10 protein-coding genes are annotated in these 15,648 nt (G+C 69.1%); 3 read left to right on the top strand and 7 right to left on the bottom strand.

All coding sequences use genetic code 11. The features are described from left to right. Positions 1 to 75: 75 nt before the first annotated feature. A complete protein-coding gene (locus Q9S71_RS05490) occupies positions 76 to 1,461 on the top strand; it encodes an HNH endonuclease signature motif containing protein (RefSeq protein ID WP_311861039.1) in 1,386 nt (461 codons plus the stop codon). Between the two features lie 86 nt (positions 1,462 to 1,547). On the opposite strand, the gene Q9S71_RS05485 is transcribed toward Q9S71_RS05490, so the two are convergent. From Q9S71_RS05485 to Q9S71_RS05460, 6 genes are all read right to left on the bottom strand, one after another. Continuing rightward, positions 1,548 to 2,798 carry an FAD-binding protein gene (locus Q9S71_RS05485; protein WP_311861037.1) on the bottom strand — a complete coding sequence of 417 codons (1,251 nt, stop codon included), beginning with the start codon at positions 2,796 to 2,798 and terminating at the stop codon, positions 1,548 to 1,550. Positions 2,799 to 2,828: 30 nt separating this feature from the next. Then, entirely contained in the window at positions 2,829 to 5,573 is a 2,745-nt protein-coding gene (locus tag Q9S71_RS05480; RefSeq protein ID WP_311861036.1) for a glycoside hydrolase family 2 protein, read from the bottom strand. Further along, positions 5,570 to 6,406: a carbohydrate ABC transporter permease gene (locus tag Q9S71_RS05475; protein WP_251577154.1), complete on the bottom strand. Its 837-nt coding sequence runs from the start codon at positions 6,404 to 6,406 to the stop codon at positions 5,570 to 5,572. The genes Q9S71_RS05480 and Q9S71_RS05475 overlap by 4 nt, the downstream gene beginning before the upstream one ends. Further along, complete coding sequence (locus Q9S71_RS05470; protein WP_311861034.1) at positions 6,403 to 7,395, bottom strand: carbohydrate ABC transporter permease; 993 nt, start codon at positions 7,393 to 7,395, stop codon at positions 6,403 to 6,405. Before Q9S71_RS05470 ends, Q9S71_RS05475 begins: the two co-directional genes overlap by 4 nt. Further along, entirely contained in the window at positions 7,392 to 9,461 is a 2,070-nt protein-coding gene (locus Q9S71_RS05465) for a DUF6259 domain-containing protein (RefSeq protein ID WP_311861033.1), read from the bottom strand. Before Q9S71_RS05465 ends, Q9S71_RS05470 begins: the two co-directional genes overlap by 4 nt. Positions 9,462 to 9,633: 172 nt before the next feature. Continuing rightward, entirely contained in the window at positions 9,634 to 10,905 is a 1,272-nt protein-coding gene (locus Q9S71_RS05460; RefSeq protein ID WP_311861032.1) for an ABC transporter substrate-binding protein, read from the bottom strand. Between the two features lie 181 nt (positions 10,906 to 11,086). Here Q9S71_RS05460 and Q9S71_RS05455 point away from each other — a divergent pair, with 181 nt between their 5' ends. Both Q9S71_RS05455 and Q9S71_RS05450 read left to right on the top strand, forming a co-directional pair. Continuing rightward, positions 11,087 to 12,394: a DUF3863 domain-containing protein gene (locus tag Q9S71_RS05455; RefSeq protein WP_311861030.1), complete on the top strand. Its 1,308-nt coding sequence runs from the start codon at positions 11,087 to 11,089 to the stop codon at positions 12,392 to 12,394. Continuing rightward, on the top strand, positions 12,391 to 14,901 hold the full coding sequence (locus Q9S71_RS05450; RefSeq protein WP_311861029.1) for a family 78 glycoside hydrolase catalytic domain: 2,511 nt from the start codon (positions 12,391 to 12,393) through the stop codon (positions 14,899 to 14,901). The genes Q9S71_RS05455 and Q9S71_RS05450 overlap by 4 nt, the downstream gene beginning before the upstream one ends. Here Q9S71_RS05450 and Q9S71_RS05445 read toward each other — a convergent pair. Beyond that, positions 14,886 to 15,638 carry an SDR family NAD(P)-dependent oxidoreductase gene (locus Q9S71_RS05445; protein WP_311861027.1) on the bottom strand — a complete coding sequence of 251 codons (753 nt, stop codon included), beginning with the start codon at positions 15,636 to 15,638 and terminating at the stop codon, positions 14,886 to 14,888. The genes Q9S71_RS05450 and Q9S71_RS05445 overlap by 16 nt on opposite strands. Positions 15,639 to 15,648 lie beyond the last annotated feature (10 nt).

The raw sequence follows: 15,648 nt of genomic DNA, 5'->3' as shown, positions 1-15,648 counted from the left end.
TCGGGGTGTGCATAACGGGCGTTCTCGCCCGATTTTGCGGGGGTGGATGTCGGTGGTCGGTGGCAGAGTGCAGGTATGACGGATGCGGCACAAACCCCCGGTGGCGAGCACTATCTCGCCACGCTGGCGGGCATCGTCGCTGACGCCGGTGACCTGGGTCTCGAGCTCGCTCGGGTGCAGATCCGGGAGCTCCGGATGCTCGCCGCGGCAGGGCGACTGGCGGAGGTGCAGGTCGCGCAGCGCAACGCCCGCGTGCAGGTGCACGACATGGCCCTCCGGTCCATCGCCGCGGAAGTCGGCGGAGTCATGCGAGTCACCGACCGGACCGTGCAACGACGCATCGGAGAAGCACGGACGCTCATCGAGGGGTTCCCCGCGACGGTGGAGGCGTGGGAGGCCGGTCGGATCGTGCGAGGTCACGCGTTCTTGATCGTCGAGACCGGCACATCGCTCCCGGCGGAGATGTGGGCGGAGTTCGAGACCGTCGCGATCACCCGGTGCGAGCAGGACACCCCCAACCGGGTGCGGGGGGAGCTGGAGATCCTCGCCCACAGGATGCATCCGCGGTCGTTCGCGGAACGCCACGAGGAGACCGCCGCCGGACGCTGCGTGCGATTGGTACCCGGGCGGGACGGGATGAGCGATCTGGTCGCGACGCTGCCGACAGTGATCGCGGCGGGCATACACGACCGTCTCACGCAGCAGGCACGCGCGATCATCGACACCCGCGACGAACGCGCCGCCACGCGTCGCGGTGTTGCGTTCGGTGGCACCGCAGAAGATTCCATCGACGGCGCTCCCGCCGACACCGCCGATGCGATCGCGACGGACGCCCGCTCGACGGACCAGGTCCGCGCGGACGTGTTGGCGGATCTCCTTCTCGCCGGGACACCCGCCCTCGACGACACCCGCGACACCACCGCCGGACCCCTCGGCGCGATCCGCGCCCGCGTGCAGATCCTGGTTCCGGCGGCGACCCTGACGGGTGAGGATGACGGACCCTGCGACCTCGCCGGACGGTCCCCCATCGACCCCGCCACGGCCCGCTCCCTCGCGGGCGGCACCGGGGTGTGGGAGCGGTTGTTCCACGACCCGACCACCGGTGTCACCGTCGCGACCGACTCGTACCGGGTGCCGTCCGGGATGCGCAGGTTCCTGCAAGCAAGAGACCAGCATTGCCGGTTCCCCGGATGCCGCACGGCTGCGATCCGCTGCGAAGTCGACCACACCCACGACCACGCCCTCGGCGGCAAGACGGAACTGTCCAACCTGGCGCATCTGTGCCAGCGGCATCACTCGATGAAGCAGTTCACCGCATGGCGGGTCCGAGAACTGATGGGTGGCGTCCTGGAATGGACCTCACCCCTCGGCAGGACCTACAGAGAAGACGCACCCACCCCGGCCGTCGCCTTCACCCCTGCCACACCACCACCGCCACACGCGGGACCCGCACCATTCTGAGTCTCCGCGCGATCACGGCACCGCGACGGCCGCGCACCCGTGGATGCCCGGGCGCGCGAGCGCACGCCCACTCGGCCCCGAGCGACTTACAGTCCGAGCGCGCGCAGGTAGTCGTTCACGAACGCGCCGCGCGGGTCGAGCTCGCGCTGCAGGGCGACGAAGTCCGCCCAGCGCGGGTACAGCTGAGCGGGGTCGCGCGGCGTGAAGACCTTGCCCCAGTGCGGTCGCGCGTCGAACGGCGCGAGCGCGGCCTCGAGCTCGGGGAGCACCTCGGCGACACCGGCCTCGTCGGCGGTCCATGTGAAGTGGAACGCGACGGAGTCCCGGCCCGAGCTCGGCGACAGCCACAGCTCGTCGCCGGCGATCGTGCGCACCTCGCACACCTGCAGCACAGGCTTCAGCCGGTCGGCGAGCTCGCGCACCGCGTCGAACGCGGCGACTGCGTCGGCGATCGGCAGCAGGAACTCGGACTGCAGCTCCTCCCCGTTCGACGGCGTGAACTCCAGGCGGAAGTGCGGCAGCCGGTCGAGCCAGCGCCCCGCCTTGCCGCCCTGCACCGTGCACGACGCCGCGGACACCCCGGGCAGCGGATGCCGCGCCCCGGACGCCTCGCGATCGCGCAGCGCCGCAGGGATCGGTGTCGCCGCGGCATCCGTCCGCTCCTTGCGCCACACCTGGTCGACGTACATGTCCTCACGGAAGGTCGTGAAGAACGAGACGCTGTACGCCGACGCGGCGATGACGTCGAACGCCTTGCGGACCGCCTCGACGGGCACGTTCTCGTAGACCGTCTGGGCGACCTCGAAGGTCGGCTCGATTGCGAGTTCCACCGTCGTGACGATGCCGAGCGCGCCGAGCCCCACAACGGCGCCGTAGAAGGTCTCGTCGGTCTCGCTGAGCCGGACGAGGTCGCCGGTCGAGGTGACGAGCTCGAGCCCCGTGACCGCCGCGGCCAACGACCGGTTCGCGACACCGGAGCCGTGCGTGCCCGTGCTCACCGCGCCGGCGAGCGAGATGTGCGGCAGCGAAGCCAGGTTCGCGAGCGCCCACCCCTGCCGGTCGAGCTCCTGCGCGAGCTCGCCGTAGCGGACGCCGCCGCCGACGCGCACACGGCGCTGCGCGGCATCCACCTGGATAGGCAGGTCGAGCTCGGCGGTCGACACGAGCGTGCCCGTCGTATCGGCGATGCGGGTGAACGAGTGCCGCGACCCCAGGGCCTTCACGGACGCGGATGCCGCGACCACTTCGCGCAGCTCGTCGACCGTCGTCGGGGCGACGATGCGCTCTGCCGAGTAGCGGATGTTGCGGGACCAGTTGAGGCCGGCGTCGTCGCTCATGCGTGCCAGCCTAGGCGCGCCCGGACGGGGTCAGCCGGCTTCGACCTCATCCGCGTTCCATGCCCGCACCCGGATCCGGAGCACCGAGGATGCGACGTACGCCACTCGCCGGCTCTCCCCGGCGCGCAGCCCGAACGCGTTGTCCTCGAGCACGTCGCCGACGTCGTGGGGGAAGCCATCGATCAGGACCACCGGAGCGGGATGCTCACCCGCATTGTCGATCACGATCGCGTCGGCTTCCACGCGGGCACGGAGCACCGTTCGAGGCTGAGAGGAGAGCGGCGACGACAGTCGCCCGTAGGGCTCCAACAGCTCGGCTATGGGTGTCTCGGCCAGTTCGTCGAGAGGACGCGACTCGAGCGCGCGCAGCGCCTCGTCCTTCGGCTGGTGGTTGAACGGGTACCACTGTGACGAGATGAGGCCGCCGTCGGCTCCGCGCAGCTCGATCGCCAGGATCAGCGGCGACAGTCGGGCGTCCGTCAGAGGGGCGGTCAGGCGGAACACGTCGAGCCGCCCGTCGGGCTCGACGTCGACGGTCCGCTGCTGATCGAAAAGCACGCTCCACTGCGCATCGAATAGCGTCGCCCGCACTCGCGCCGCCTGCAGCGCGACAGGCGTGTCGTTCGCGACGTGGACGCCGGCCTGGAAGACGTCGTCGGCCGCCCACTCCGTGCGGTCGTAGACGGCGAAGGCGGACCGAGGCGCGCTGAACTGCTTCGCGCGGTAGTAGGAGAGCTTCGGCACGCCGTAGTAGTCGATCACAGCCCAGGACGCACCAGGGAACGCCTCACCGACCTTGTAGAACCAGTAGCCGGCCGTCTCGGCGCCGCTGTGCGCGCGGATGCGCTCGGACGCGAACCGCAGCGCATCCCCCTGCGCGATCTGCGAGTACTCGATGAAGGTCCGCCAGTCGGTGATCGGCCCGTAGGCGGCATAGCGCGCCTGCTTGAACAGGTCGAACAGCGAGAACTGCGACTGGTGCTGCAGGAGAGCACCGTGCGGGTGTGGCGGCCACTGCTCGAGCAGAGTCGGATCGAGGAACCGACCCATGCTCTCCAGAGAGCACTGACTCGACAGGCCGTACTCGCCGAAGACGGCCGGCAGGAGATCTGCGTACGCCTCGATCGGCATGCCCTCGTGATAGACGCCGTAGAAGTGCTCACTGCCGCCCCAGGGGTCCGTCCGGTGGAAGGGCCGGGACGGGTCGTACTGCGTCACGCGCTTGCCGATGACGGTGAGGAGGTCGTCCGACGTCGAGGTCGCCGGGTTCTCGTTCCCTCCGCCCCACATGATCAACGAGGGGTGGTTGCGGAGCCGCCGGACGATGCGCGACGCCTGCTCGTCGATGGTCGCGAGGTCGGCGCCGGTGGCATCCAGTCCGAAGGTCAGGGGGAACTCCTGCAGCACCAGGATGCCGCGACGATCGCACTCCTCGTAGAACTCGTCGCTCTCGACCGTGCCTCCGCCCCACGCGCGCAGCATCTGCAGGTTCGCGCGGACGACGAGGTCCAGGATGTGGCGGTCCACCTCGAACCCTCGGCGGGCCATCGGATCCGTCCAGCACCAGTTCGCCCCCTTGAGGAACACCGGCCGCCCGTTGACGACGAACTGCCAATCGTAGGTGTCCGGGCCGTGCCGCCGGGGCAGCGCCGCCATCCGTACGGTGCGGATGCCGAAGCTCGTCTGCAGAGTCGTGTCGCCGTCGCCGACCTCGGCGCGGTAGAGGGGCTGCGCGCCGTACCCGAAGGGCCACCACAGCTGTGGCCGGTCGACCGTCATCTCGATGTGATGTCGGCTGACACCGGCGGGCGCCTCGAAGGACGCATCGAGGGTGTGGAGCGAGCGACCTCCGGGATCCCGCACGACCAGTCGCGCGGAGCGGGCCGCGCGCTCGGACGTCGGGTTGACCGCGTCCCAGCTGATCCGCAGCCGCGCCACATCCTCCGACGCGTCGTGCACCGTGACCGCGAGGTCCGTCAGCTCGATGTCGGGCACCGGCGTCAGGGTGACGCCGCGCCAGATCCCCATCGAGATGAGGTGCCCGTAGTGCCAGCCCCACCCCGGCGACGGCTTCATGACCCCGTGCCAGTCGCGCGGCGGCGGGTCGATACGGACGACCACCTCGTTCGTGTCGCCCGGGCGTAGAAGCGCGCCCACCTCGACATCCGGCCCGCCGAACATGCCGGTGTGGCGCGCGACGGGCTCGCCGTTGACGTAGACGGATGCCGCGTAGTCGATCCCGTCGAAGCTGAGTCTCACGCGTCGGCCGAGCCAGTGCGCCGGAGCCTCGAAGCGGCGCGCGTACCACCACTCCTGCTGCTCGATGCGGGTACGCCGGAAGAACCACGGCCACTCGGAGGGTTCGCCGTGCGCGGTGAGCTCGCTGAAGGTGTGGTCGTCGGTCAACGGATCGGGGGTGACGCCTGCGTCGACGAGGGCGGACTGGACCGTACCCGGCACCGTGGCGCGCACCCAAGACGATCGGTCCGTGTCCTCGCGATGCCACGACACCGGCCGACGCTGCGCGGCATCCGATCGATCACCCGCCCACCGGTCGATCGAGAACTCCCGCCCCGGCGATGCTTTGGCCATCAGCCATTCGCCGTCGAGCGACAGGACCTCGTCCGCCGCCTCGGGTACGGCGGATGCCCCGAGCTCGACGGCTGTCGCGGGGTGCGAGGTCAGCGCGGCGTGCGCCTCGACCCACCGGTCCCCCCAGAGCGGCGACTGACGCCACCGCCGGCGTTCGACCTCATCGAGGGACGCGTCGCTCACTTCACGGCACCGGCGTAGAGCCCGCTCACGAAGTACCGCTGCGCGAACACGAACAGCAGGAGGATCGGGAGACTCATGATCAGCACGGCCGCCATGATGTTGCCCCAGTCCGCGAGGTACTGCGCCTTGAAGTAGAGCACGCCGGTGGTCAGTGTGCGCTTGCCCGGATCGGTCAGCAGGAGCTGAGGCACGAGATAGTCGTTCCAGATACCGACGCCCTGCAGCACCCAGAAGGTCGCGACGGCGGGCCTCGACAGCGGCAGGAAGATTCGCCAGAACAGCTGGAAGTACCCCGCCCCGTCGATCGTGGCGGCCTCGACGATCTCCTTCGGGACCTGGCGCATGAACGCCGCCATGAGGAACACGCCGAACGGCAGGGCGCCCGCGATGTACAGCAGGATGACGCCGACGTAGTTGTTGATGAGTCCGAGGTCGCGCACGACACGGAACTGGGGGACGAGCGCGAGCTGCATCGGCAGGAAGATGCCCGCGGCCAGCAGGAGGTAGACGCCGGAGCCCACACGGGTCGCGTGCCGCACGATCGCGTACGACGCCAAGGCCGCCACGAACGTCGCGACCGTCATGCTCGCCAGGGTCAGCAGGATCGAGTTCGCGAACAGGTTCGTGAAATCCGCCTCGCGCCAGGAGGTGACGAAATTGTCGAAGGTCGGGTTGATGGGAAGCCCGGTCGGGTTCGTCAGCACCTCGAGGTTCGGCTTGAAGGCCGTGATCACGATGATCACGATCGGGTAGATCATCATCACGCTCAGCGCGATGAGAAGGACGTTCACCGGCACCCGCCGAAGCAGACGCGTCGCGGTCCTGGTGCTCATCGGTTGCCCTCCTCGGCGGCGACGCGGTTGTTGAGTCTGTTCTGCGCGGCGGCGATGGCGATCAGGACGATGATCACCAGCACCGCCATCGCTGAGGCGTACCCGAAGTTGTTGTTGACCATGCCCTCTTGGAAGACCTGCGTCATGTAGAGCTGGGTCGAGTTGCCGGGACCGCCTCGGGTCATGAGATAGACGGTGTCGAAGGCACGGAGCGCACCGTTGATGGAGAGCACCAGGACGAGGCCGATCGAGGGGATCATCAACGGGAGCGTGATGTACCGGAGGGACTTCCATCCGCGAGCCCCGTCGACGCGGGCGGCCTCGAGGATCTCGCTCGGGATGGTCGACAATCCGGCCAGGAAGATCACGATGTTGAAGCCGAGCCCGCTCCAGAGGTCGACGAGGATGACGCTGTAGAGGGCGAGGTCGTAGTTGCCGAGCCAGTCCTGCGCGAGCCCGCCGAGCCCGACGCTGCGCAACAGCGTGTTGAACGTCCCGGACGTGGGGTCGTACATGAAGCTCCACGTGAACACGATCGCGACCGGCGAGATCACCATCGGAGCGAAGAAGATGGCGCGGTAGATGTTGCCGAGCATGAGCTGTCGGTGAAGCAGCACTGCGATGAGGAACGCGAGGATCGTCTGCACGACGATCTTGAAGAACGCGTAGATGGCGGTGTTGCCGACCGCCTCCATCAGAACCGGATCACCCGAGAAGATGCGGACGAAGTTGTCGAGCCCGACGACCTCCCAGGGACGGTTGAACCCGCGTGCATCCGTGAAGCTCGCGACGACGACCTGACCCATCGGATAGACGGTGAAGACGAGGTACAGGATCAGCGCCGGGGACACCGCGATCCAGAACTTGCCGGTCGAGCTCCGCCCGGTCCACAGCCGCTGCGACAGCGGGCGGCGGGCGCGAAGCGCCCTGGTCGTCTCGGGCTCGTCGAGGGCGAGGACGCGGGGATCCTCGACGCGTGTGCTGCTCATGGTGTTCCAATCAGAGGCGACGGCGCCACGACGACCGCGTCGTGAGCGGGGACGGTCACGCGTCCCTCGTGGAGTCGGGTGGGCGTTCCGCGCAGATCCAGCGCGGCGCAGTCCCGGTGCAGTCCGGACAGGATGACGTCGACCGGGTGGGCACCCATGTTGCCGACGACGACGACGCGCGCGGAGTCGTCGGCATCCCGCCACTCGGTGTGGCTGACGAGGTCCGCAGCCCCTTCGACCACGCGCAGCTGCGCGCGACCGTCGACGACGAGGTGCCCGTTCCACAGCCAATCGGCGAGCCGCGCCCGCAGGCCGTCGGCAGCCGCGGCCCGTGCGACCGTCAGCGGCATGTCGGCCGGACGGCCCTTGAAGTTGTAGGGCTCGAGACTCATCCCGTAGCCGTAGAGCACGCTCTGGGCGACCATGCTGCGGTCGTCGAATCCGGTCAGCGCCGTCACGATCCGAGCGTCTGGCCGCAGCATCCTGCCGACCGGGCGATGCTGCGCCGAGGCGCTGCGGAAGTACGACACGTCGTAGTGCTCGAACTGCGCGTCGTAGGCACCTTCGGCAGCGATGACGAAGGTGTCCGCCCGGTCGCCGAGTCGGGAGCGGATGCCGGCGATCCACTCCGCATCCCAGGTGAACGCACTGACGCCCGGCTCGTGGCCGTGGTCGTCCGCGAAGCACAGCAGCGCACGTCCGTGGTACAGCGACTCGTCGGCGAGGACACCGTCGGCGCCCCACTCCGCCATCAGCGCGACCTCGTCGGCGATCCGACGCCGCAGTTCCGCGACGCCGAAGCAGAGCGGAACGTACCAAGGGGTGCTGATGCCGTACCGCTTCCGGGCGGTGTGATACACCGGTCCGGGCTGTGCGTAGGGCTGGCCGTTCGGGTCCCGCGACACCCAGGCGGCGAGGTCGTCCCAGTGCGGCCCGGGCTTCTCGACCCAGACGTACTTGACATACAGCACCGTGGCGACGTCGAGCTCCTTCGCCCGCTGCAGCGCGCGCAGCAGCCCGTCGAGGCCGCCGAGCTTCTTCGCGGGCACGTGCCAGGGAACCCTGCCGTCTTGACCCCCCTCGTTCCAGCCGACGACCTGCACGGCGCGGATGCCCGCCCGGGCGCACTCCTCGATGATGTCGACCAGGTCGTCGAAGTCGTAACGCGGTTCGCCCTCGGTCGACATGAGCTGCACCTGCAGCCAGGAGCGCGGCTCCTGCAGCCAGGCGGCCGCGCTGCGTCGCGTCGGGCGCTGGTTCTCGCGGGGGACGTCCAACGAGGCCGTCCACGGCCCCTCGTAGGGTGCGACCACCACGGTGGGGAGCACGACGGTGTCCCGTCCCTCGACCGGGAAGTGGATCGCGTCGATCGTCACCGCGCCGTCGCCCGGTGCTGTGCGGGCCAGGCTGTCGTCGTACCCCGGCTCGAGCGATGCTCGCCAGCCGATGAACTCCAGCGAGGGCTCGGCCGGCATGATCGTGAGCCCACCCTGCTCTGCGGTCACCGCGATGAAGGGGGATGTCGGGTTTCCGACCAGTTCCGGACGGAGGTTGCCGCTGGCGTAGTCGGGGAAGATCGTGCCCCAGTACGGGGCGTTGCTGTCGAAGGTCGGCAGCAACGACACCCGCGTGCCGGTCGAGTAGTCGACACCGCGCAACTCGAGCTCGCCGGGGCCCCGGAGTCCGCGGATGGACGGGAATCGGACCGCCTCGACACCGCCCTCGGCGAGCGAGAGCTCCATCGACAACGACAGCCGACCGGACGTCACTGCAGCGCGCACGACGATCCGGCCATCCAGGCGCTCACCGGTGGAGGACACCGGCTCATCCCAGCGCAACTCGATCGCGGCGGGCTCGTCCTGATGAGCGGACGACAGCGTCTGATCCGTGGTCTGCACGACCACCGTGCGGTCGCCGCCGCGGGGGATCTCCACGACGAACAGGGAACCCGCGAGCGTCCCTTCCAGCCAGGCACCGAGCCTGCCATCATCTATAGCGACGAGGCCGCCGGTACGCGGATCAAAGCGGACGCGGAGCCGATCGTCCTCGATCGTGTGGGTGGTCATCACGTGCTTCCTCGGGTCGTGGTGTAGCCATACTACACAGATCTCGCGTTTTCGTCCGCCGTATCCGCGCTCGACGCCGAAATGGGCACGTATCCGGTAGCTGAACTACCGAAACGTGCCCATTGGACAGGCGACTGCCCGGCCGCTCGGGGAGCAGCCGGGCATTCCCGGGTCAGTTGTTGTTGGCCACGTACTGCTCGAGGGCGGTGTCGAGGTCGGCCAGCACGTCATCGGTCGACTTCGACCCGCTGATGATGTCCTGGAGCCCCACCAGCAGGGCGTCCTGGATGCTCGGATCGGTCGGCGAGAAGGCGGCGACGAACTGCTTCCCCTCCCAGGAGGCCTGCATGTCGGGGAACAGCGGGTCCACATCCTCGCCGATCTGCACACCCTCGGTCGTCGGGAAGAGCTTCACCTTGGCGAGGAACTCTGAGTAGACGTCGTCCTGCATGAAGAAGTCGAGGAACTTCTGACCCGCGGCGAGCTTCGCGTCACCGTTGTTGGGGTTCAGGCCGAACCGCACCTGGTACGTGCCCCACAGCGCGTCGGACTCCGTGTCGGTGGTCGGGAAGTTCATGTAGTCCACATCGAGGTCGGCTGCCCGCGCGTCGGAGAGGATCCAGGTGGCCGGGAACATGGCCGCATCGCCGGCGAGGAACGCCGACTGCGCGGCGGTCTGGCTCGTCCCGACGGGGTTCGGCATGTAGTACGGCGTCAGTTCACGAACGATGTCGAGCGAGTCCCGCCACGCGTCGCTGTCCGAGAAGGTGGTCTCGCCGGCGGCCATCTCGGCCCCGAGCTCTTCGTTCGCACCGTGCTCCGCGAGCGGGTAGTAGACGATGAACTGAGGCCACCAGTTGTCCTGCGCACTCATGGCGAACGGGACGATGCCGGCGTCGGACAGCTTCTTGGCGGCATCCTTCAGCTCGGAATACGTGGTCGGCTCTTCGGTGACGCCGGCCTTGTCGAAGAGCGCCTTGTTGTAGATGATGCCGTTGCCCGAGAGCGAGATGGGCAGGTTGTACGTACCGCCCTCGCGTTCGGAGTCCTCGCGCGCCTCCGGGGTGAGCTTCGAGAGATAGCTCTCGCCTCCCTCGGAGAGGTCGGCAGCGAATCCGTCCGCGACGAAGCTCTCGATGTTGCCGAGGTCGAAGCCGTAGACGTCCGGGCCCGCCCCACCGGACAGGCGCGTCTTCAGCAGGTTGTCGTAGTCGTTGGTGTTGAAGAACTCGGCGTTGACCGTGATGCCGTCGTTCGCCTCCTCGAAGGCATCAATGACGTCTTCATAGGCGGTCTGGGTGTCACCACCGTCGCCCCACATCATGAAACTGATCTCGACGGGGCCGTCGGACGTACCGCCCGCCGAGCCCGCGCATCCCGCCAGAGTTCCGACTGTCGCCATGGCGACTCCGGCGAGTGTCGCCCCCTTGAGCCACTTCTTCATGGCCACTCCCTGTCTTCATTGATGGTCACGGTCGGGTATCCGCGTGACACTGAGGTGTTGGTAGCGATACTACACATTGCTCCACGTTTTGCGGGATTTTTATCAGAACGTGATCCGTTTGTGCCCATTTTGGCTAGTGGTACTACTTCTGAACCGTCGAATCTCGTTAGGGTGTCTGGTCATGGAATCCTCCCAGCCGATCGGGCGTCGCCTGACTGTCAACACCGTCATCCGCCGTCACCAGATCGAAGCGACCCGCACCCGCTCCCTCTGGGAAGACGAGACGGAGCTCCACTCCGCGGCACTCGTCGAGCGCTTCTCGGATGCCGTCCGGTCGGCCGTCCCCGACGCGAGGATCACGTGGGCGCTGTCGTGGGGCGCGCTGACCGATGACTCGCCGCGCTACCGGGACATCCGCACAACGCTCGCCCGCATCACGCGGGACCACGGCGACGACGTCGCGTTCGTTCCCGGCGGCTTCTTCGCCAATCTCTACGGATCCCGTGACGAGGTCAGCCGGGACATCCTCGATGCCGCCGATCTCATCTCGGACCACTTCGGACGCGATCCCCGCTCGCTCGTGGCCGGCTTCCTCGCCGCCGCCAACATCGCTGCTGCCCGGGAACGCGGGATGCGGACCGTCCAGGGGAACATCTGGAGCCAGTTCGACATCGACCTGCAAGACGGCGACGGGTCGATCGCGTACCCCTACTATCCGTCCCGGTCCCACTTCCTGGTTCCCGGACGGGGAGACGAGCGCATCGACGCGGTGCAGCTGGACGGGTGGACGGTCGACCTGGTCGCTGCACGCGCGGCCGGGATGTCGCCCGATCACAACTCCCGCCTCGGTCTCGGCCCGATCGAGACGCTGCACCGGCTGCCCCGTGCCGAGGCCCTGCGGGAGCTGGAAGCGACCAGCGAAGCGCACTTCGACGCGCGGAACGTCGAGCGCAACGGCCTCGGATGGCTCACCGTGAACTACGAGATCAGCGAGGTCGCACGGGGACTCGCAGTGGACCCGCACATGCTCGACGCATGGACGGGGTGGATCAGGGGACTCCGGGATCGCTGGCCGGACATGCGCATCCCCACGATCGGCGAGTTCGGTGAGGAGTGGCGGTCGCGGCATCGCGACAACGAGGGCCTCGCCTATCTGCTGCAGCAGTCCGGGAGCGGCGTGCAGGCTTCCCGGGCGGGCGAGACGGTGACGTGGTTCATGACGGCCGACTACCGGCTGGGGGTCCTCGAGGATGAGGAGGGGGTGCGGGTCTTCGACTACACCGACTACACAGGGACCGAGACCGAGCCGGGCGGGAGCGGGGATCGCCGGTGGAGCCTGCTCGGTGAGATCAACCAGAAGGGCACCCGACCGCAGGACCGCCCGCAGCCGATCGCGACGTTCCTCGCCGCCCATCCCGACCTCGATGCCGCCCTCGACGACGCGTACGGCGACGCACCCGAGGTGCGTGCTCTGCGAGCGCTCGCGTGATCGGACTCACCGCTCTCACGGTCGACCATCGCCGTGATCCCGTCGGCGTCGGGGCACGCCCGCGGTTCGGCTGGCAGGTCACCGGCGCCGGCCCGGGGACGACGCAGCAGGGCTGGCGGATCTCCGTCGCCGACGGGTCGGGCGCTGTCGTCTGGGCCACCTCGGCGGACGACGACACCTGCGTCGACATCGCCTACGGCGGCTCACCTCTCGAGTCGCTCCGGCGCTACTCCTGGCGCGTGGACGTGCGCACCTCCGACGGCGAGACCTCCGGATCGGGCACCTTCGTCACGGGTGTCGTCGACGGGCAGTGGCACGGCACGCAGTGGGTCGGCGCCCCGCATCCGTCCGCCGTGGCGCCGATCGTCCGCGGCGTCTTCGACATCGACGAACCCGTGCTCGAGGCGTATGCCGTCGTCGCAGCCGGCGGTCTCGCCGTGGTCGAGCTCGACGGGGACCCGCTCGACGGATCCGTCCTCGGTCCCGGCTTCACGGACTACGACATCGTGAGCCAGTACACGGTCACGGATGTCACGTCGCGGCTCACGCCCGGTCGTCACGTCGTGACCGCCGAACTCGGCCGCGGCTTCTACGGGATGCGCGGACGCAACACCTGGAACTGGGAGCGGGCACCGTGGCACGACGACCCCTGCGTCCGGCTGCTCGTCGCGGTGCGCACGGAGCGCGGGATGCAGGTGATCGGCAGCGACGAGAGCTGGCGGGTGACGGACGGCCCCACCCGCAGCGATGACCTCTATGCGGGCGAGGACTTCGACGCGAGACTCGTCGTCGCCGGGAGCGCGGACGCCGCGTTCGACGACACGAACTGGTCGCGCGTCCGCATCGCCGCGGGGCCCCGCGGCGTTCCCGAACCGCAGCGCCAACCACCCATCGTGGTCGCCGAGCGGCTGGACCCGACCGAGGTCACGCAGCTGTCGCCGGGTCGATGGGTCGTCGCCTTCGAGCGCGTCATCGCCGGGTGGGTGGAGGTCGAAGCCGACGGTGGGAGCGGCGAGACGATCGAGCTCCGATTCGGCGAGACGCTGCAGGCGGACGGCGCGCCGAACTGCGTCGACGAGAAAGGCTATTTCGACGGGCGGTTCCAGACGGACAAGGTGACGCTCGCCGACGGGCCGGTGCACTGGCATCCGCGATTCACCTGGCACGGCTTCCGGTACGTGGAGGTGCGCGCTGCACGCCTTCCGCGGCTGCGCGCGGCCGTCGTCCATACGGAGGCGCCGCGCACGGGACGGTTCTCGAGCTCGGAGCCGCTGCTGGACACGGTCCACGAGCTGACGGTCCGCACGATCCTCAACAATCTCCACGGCATCCCGACCGACACCCCCAAGTACGAGAAGAACGGATGGACCGGGGACGGGATGGTGGGCGCCCGGATGATGCTGCAGAATCTCGACACCCACGCGCTGCTCGCGAAGTGGTCGGACGACATCGCGCAGTCCCGTCACGGCCGCGGTGCGCCGCAGGTCATCGCACCGCACGGCGGCTGGTCCATGGACTGGTCCCCGGCTCCGACGTGGCACGCCGCGCTGCTGCTCGTCCCCTGGGAGATCCACATGCAGACGGGCGACACCGAGGTCCTGCGGTCGATCTGGCCTGACGCCCGGGACTACCTCCGCTTCGAACTCGACCGCTGCCCGGGCGGCATCGCGACGACGACGCTCGGCGACTGGGTCGCACCCGACACCGATGCCGGGGGCGGCAACCCGTCCGAGGACTCCCGCATCGCGGCCACCGCCTTCCTGGTCGCGATGTGCGACACCGCGGCGCGCATCGCCGGGACGCTGGGCGAGGATGCGGAGGAGTGGCGAGCCGCGGCATCCGTCAGTCGCGCGGCCTTCGTCGATGCCTTCTGGGACGACGGGGCGGCCGAGGTCCGCGGGCAGGGCGACGACGGCTACCGCCAGGCTCATGCGGTGCTCGCGTTGGCGTACGACCTCCTGCCGCCGGCCGCCCGCGCCCGTGCCGCCGCGCGGCTCGCGGAGGACGTCGTCGAGCGGGACCATCACCTGTGGACCGGAGCCCTCGCCACCCCGCACCTGCTGCCGGTACTCACCCGTCACGGTCACGGCGAGGTCGCCCTCGCGGTCGCGCTGCAGACGACCTACCCCGGGTGGGGGTACTGGGTGACGCAGGGCGCGACCTCGCTGTGGGAGCACTGGAAGCCGGAGTCGCGCTCGCGCGGTCACTACTTCCTCGGCACGCTGGACGACTGGCTCTACGGCGACGTCGCCGGCCTTCGACCCCTGAGCCCGGGATGGCGGCGAGCGCTCGTGTCACCGGGTCTGCTCGACACGTCCCTGCAGAGCGCCGACGCCGCCGTCCGCACCCCGTACGGGATGTTGTCCGCACGCTGGCGACGCGATGAGGACGGTGTCGTCGAATTGACGTGCGAGGTCCCGGTGGGCGTCACGGCCGAGGTCGAGCTGGGGACGGGGCGGGTCGGCGTCGGGGCCGGCACGCACCGCTTCCGTCACCAGGTGGAGTAGCCGCCGTCGATGAGCACCACGGATCCGGTCATGTAGGACGCCGCGTCGGAGGCGAGGAAGGCGACGAGCGACGCGATCTCCTCGGGGGTCCCCACCCGCTGCATCGGGGTTCGCCGGATCCAGTCGTCCCACCAGTCGTCGGGCACTCCCTCGCGGGTGAGGTCGGTGCCGACGTAACCGGGCGCGACCGCGTTCACGCGGATGCCGGCCTCGACGTACTCGACAGCGAGGGATCTCACGGCGAGGTGCACCGCACCCTTGGAGGCGTTGTAGGCCGCCTGCCGCTGCGGTGCGTTCGCGAGCTCGCCCGACATCGATCCGATCGCCACGACGGAACCGCCGGACGTCATGTGTCGCGCCGCCTCGCGCGCGCACCAGAATGTGCCCGTCGCGTTGACGGCGAGGACGCGGTCCCACGTCTCGCGGGTGATTTCGGCGGATGCCTGGTGGTTCGCGATCCCTGCGGAGGTGACGAGGATGTCGAGGCGTCCGTGCCGTGCCGCGACGTCCGCGAAGACGGCGGTGACGTCATCGGCGTCGGTCACGTCGAGGTGCGTGTACTCGACGCGATCGGGGAAGGATGCCGCGGCTTCCGTGCCGAGCTCGTCGAGCAGGTCCGCGATGACGACGGTGGCGCCGAACTCCCGCAACGCCGTGACGCAGGCGAGCCCGATGCCTCGGGATCCGCCGGTGACGACGGCGACCTTGCCGTCCAGTTCGAGCCGTTCGCGGTACATCAGGGGCCTT

It is taken from the genome of Microbacterium gawkjiense (genome assembly GCF_031932225.1).
Classification (GTDB): Bacteria; Actinomycetota; Actinomycetes; order Actinomycetales; family Microbacteriaceae; genus Microbacterium; species Microbacterium gawkjiense.
Note: the sequence above shows the minus strand (reverse complement) of the source record. Positions and strands in the feature narration are given on the sequence as shown.